Annotated in this window: 2 protein-coding genes; both read left to right on the top strand. The window is 67.8% G+C overall.

Annotated elements, in window-relative coordinates; genetic code table 11:
- Positions 1–95 precede the first annotated feature (95 nt).
- Complete coding sequence (locus tag AB0J08_RS41150; protein ID WP_360645193.1) at positions 96–1,094, top strand: recombinase family protein; 999 nt, start codon at positions 96–98, stop codon at positions 1,092–1,094.
- A 1,122-nt stretch (positions 1,095–2,216) separates the two neighbouring features.
- The coding region (locus AB0J08_RS41145) for an ISL3 family transposase (protein WP_360645191.1) at positions 2,217–3,981 on the top strand (1,765 nt) is incomplete at its 3' end.

Here is a 3,981-nt window from a genome sequence, read left to right as displayed (position 1 = left end):
GAGCCCATCTGATCGACGCCTGCCTCACCGAGACCGGACTGATCATGGACGGCTGAGCTCAGCAACAGCCGACATCACGCAATCAAGTTCAGTACGTGGAGCACATCTTCGAGTCCGTCGCTTTGGGCGTGCCCGCCCGCATGCTGGGGCGCGCACTCAACTCCGGGCGGTCTCCGATCCCGTCGCCTGGCGGCGGGGAGTGGCAAGCGTCCACCATCTCGAAGATGATCTGGCACCCGGTGTACGAGGGATGGCAGGTGAGCGTGGCGCAGGGGGCCGTCACTGGCGAGGACGCGGTCTACCGGCACCCTGTCACCGGCGAGCGCATCAGCGTGCTGGCTGAGGGCGCCAAGCCGATAGCACCGGAGATCGTCCGGAAGGCGCGCGCGGCTCTGCGAGGGCACCTGAGGTACGAGGAGCAGCCGAGTAGCAAAAAGTACCACCTTCTGACCGACCTCACACGGTGCCGGGGTTGTAAGGGTGCCGCCAGTGGTGGGCGGAGTCACGTGTGCGCGAGGCATGGGGCGGGGAAGTTCTGCCCGGACCCGGTGAGCGTCACGCGGACGACGCTGGAAAAACACGTGACGCTGGCGTGGTTCGACCGCATGAACGCCGGAGACGAGACCGATCCTCTTCTGTGGATTGCCGCGGAGCGTTACGCGGGCCTGCAGAACCCGGAGACGGCAGAGGAGCTGGCCGACGCCCTGGCTGCTCAGAAGACGGCCGAGCAGCGTGTGCAGCGCATCGCGGACCAGCAGGCGGCGGGCATGTACGACCCGCCGTTCGATGTCCACCTGCCTCGCATCCAGGCCGAGGCGCGCGTAGCCCTCCAGACGGCCCTGGACCGCGTGGCCGCGCTCGCCCCGAAGAAGCTCGACATCGGGTGGCTACTGGAACATGAACAGATCAGCGAGGCGTGGGAGAACGCGGACCACGCACTACGGCGGGACCTGCTCCGATTGGTCATCCGGCGCCTGGTCGTCGCCAGGGGCGCGCGGGGAGACAATCGGTTCGACCCGACCCGCGTGGAAATCCACTGGCTTGATCAGCCGGACCCGTGGGCACCCGCGGAGCCTTCGTCGTCCGCAGCCTGATAGAGCACCCCATAGCGTGAACAAGGCGCACGTTCAACGGATCAAGGTCCGCTGGGCGTGCTGCCTTTCGCCTGTACTCCACTGGCTGGACGAGCCAGTCTCCTGAGCGTCCCAGGCTGAAGTCCTGTTTCTAGCCGGAGCCCGATGGGTCAAGTAATCAAGGGGCGACGAAACTGGCTCGGGTCAGGAAGATTGGCGACATTTTCGTTGTCGGACCTCACAGCCGTTAGGAACGCAGAGCCGACCTACCAGAGAAGCGCGGCCTCACCAAGCTGCTGTTTCCGTGGATCATCAGGGGCTCCTGCTCCACGGACTCTCGGAGGTCTCGTTGTTCTTCGCGGTGTCGGCCGGCGCTTCTTCTGTCCGTGGCAGGGGTGCTTGTGGAAACCGAAGTTCGGGCCGTGTCGTTGGGCGATTCCACGCGAGTGGGCCTGCCGGTGAACCGGCAGCGCTGGACCACGGTTGGCGAGTCTCCATGTCGTCACGGGAAGAGGCGGCGGCGTTGGCAGGGTTGCTCGGCGGCGATGTGAGGACGGGGCGGTCCGGGAGTGAGTGGATCACCCGCCGGGACCGTTTCGAGATCACACTCGACGGGCCGCAGTCCCTGGACTTCAGGATGGTCACGCGGGGGCGGCAAGGGGAGCACGTCTGTGACGGAGTCCGACACCTGCGGCCGGCCACGATCGCGGGAGAAGCTTGTGGCTGCCCGCCCACCTGGAGTCAGCGTCGTGCGGCATCCAGGGCCGGCCGCGGGCCGAAACCGGAGATCACCTTGCGGTTCCGCCTGGTCGAGGCACCAGAGGCCGGACCATTCGGCATGCTCTCGTCCTCCTGGGTGCTGACGGAGGACATCGACGCAGTGCTTGGGCGCCTGGACGGAACGAACGGGCCGGTGACCGCAGGCCTGAGCATCGATCGACCGTCGTTCATCACGCCGGCCGGTGTTGAAGTCGTGGGCCAGCGTCCGAGGCTTCGCCTGCTGAGCTCTGTCCCCTGATCTTCTATGTCAATCCAGGATGTCGGCGGCGGTTGAACCGTGGTTCTGGATCACTTTTGGGGCTCTGTCGCTGATTGAGGGGTCCGTGCTGACCGTGATCGGGCGGTGGGCATGACCTCGGCGTGATGGATTCGGTGCGTGTGGCGGACCTTCTCTTCCCGGGGATCGGCGTGGAGGTCGAGGAGATGGTTCTAGGGGATGGCGAGGTTCGTCTCGCCGTGCGGTCGGTGGCGGCGTCGGCCGTCTGCCCGGGGTGCGAGCGGAGATCATCGCGGCTGCACTGCTACTACCGGCGGCGTCTTGCGGACCGTCCGGTCGCGGGTCGGCGGGTTCGGCTGGACCTGAGGGCGCGTCGTCTCGTATGCGGCAACGACCAGTGCGGCCGGCGGACGTTCGCCGAGCAGATCCCGGCTTTGACGTGCCGCCACGCGCGTCGCACGACCGCGCTCACCGCTCAGCTCACCGACATCGCCCTGTTCTTGGGCGGCCGGGCCGGGGCCCGGATCTCCGGGCGTCTGGCCATGACCACGTGCCGGGACACCCTGCTCCGTCTCATCCGGGCGCTACCCGTCCCATCGTCGGGCCTCGTCCCGCGTCTGGGGGTGGACGAGTTCGCCATCCGGCGCGGTCGCACCTACGCGACGGTCCTCGTGGACATGGACACCCACCGGCCGGTCGACGTCCTCGCCGATCGCACCGCGAACACCTTCGCCACCTGGCTGCGCGACCACCCCGGAGTGCGGACGATCTGCCGCGACCGCGCCGGCTCCTTCCGCGACGGTGCCCGCACGGGTGCGCCGCAGGCCCAACAGGTCGCCGACGCCTGGCACCTGCTGCACAACCTCGCCGAGGCCGTCGAGCGCGTCGTCGGCCGCCACCGCGCTGACCTGCGCGAACCCCTCGACCTCGGAGAAGAGCGGGATGAGATGCCCCGTTCCGGAGCTGCCGGCTCGAACGAGCTGGACGTCCACGGCCGGCCGCGTCCGCTGGTCGCCCGCACGCGCGAGCGTCACCAGCAGATCCACGAACGCATCGAGCGCGGCGACAGCCTGCGGGCCATCGCCCGTGAACTCCGCCTCAGTCGCGGCACCGTCCTGCGTTTCGCCCGAGCCGCCGACGTGGAGCAACTCCTCGTCGCGGCGACCCACCGCCCCAGCGTGATCGACGACTACCGGCGCTACTTGCACCACCGGTGGATGGAGGGCTGCACCAACGCCTCCGCACTCACCCGCGAGATCCAGCAACTGGGCTACCGCGGTGACGTCAACACTGTTCAGCGTCATCTGCGGCTCTACCGAACCGGAGCGATCCCGGCGGAGGCCCCACCACCCCACCTGACCGTCCGCCGCGTCACCGACTGGATCATGCGCCGACCCGAGCGGCTCGACGACACCGAACGCAAGTGCCTCGACGAGCTGTGCGAACGCAGCCCGGCCCTGGCCACGACCACCCAGTACGCCCGGCGCCTGGCGACCATGGTCCGCGAACGCCGCAGCGAGCACCTGGCCCTCGATGTCTGGCTCGCCGACGTCCGCCTCGACGGGCAACCAGAACTCCGCAGCCTGGCCGGCGGCATCCGACGCGACCACGCCGCCGTTCTCGCGGCCCTGAACACCACACTCACCTCGGGAGCAGTAGAGGGCAACGTGACCAGGATCAAGCTGCTCAAGCGCCAGATGTACGGGCGGGCCAACTTCGACCTCCTACGCCTCCGCATCCTCCTATCACCATGCTCAGCCAGCCAAGACCCCTCAATCAGCGACAGAGCCCGGAAAGTGATCCAGAACCAGTTTTCACCCAAGACCAGGAAGTTAAGCCGCTGCGGCGTTCGTCAACACGCTGTCCGAGGCCCGGGTGATGGTCACGGTCGTCGTGGTGTGCCGTTTTCGG

This window comes from Kitasatospora sp. NPDC050463, assembly GCF_040655255.1.
Lineage (GTDB): Bacteria > Actinomycetota > Actinomycetes > Streptomycetales > Streptomycetaceae > Kitasatospora.
This window is presented reverse-complemented; position numbering and strand designations above follow the sequence as displayed.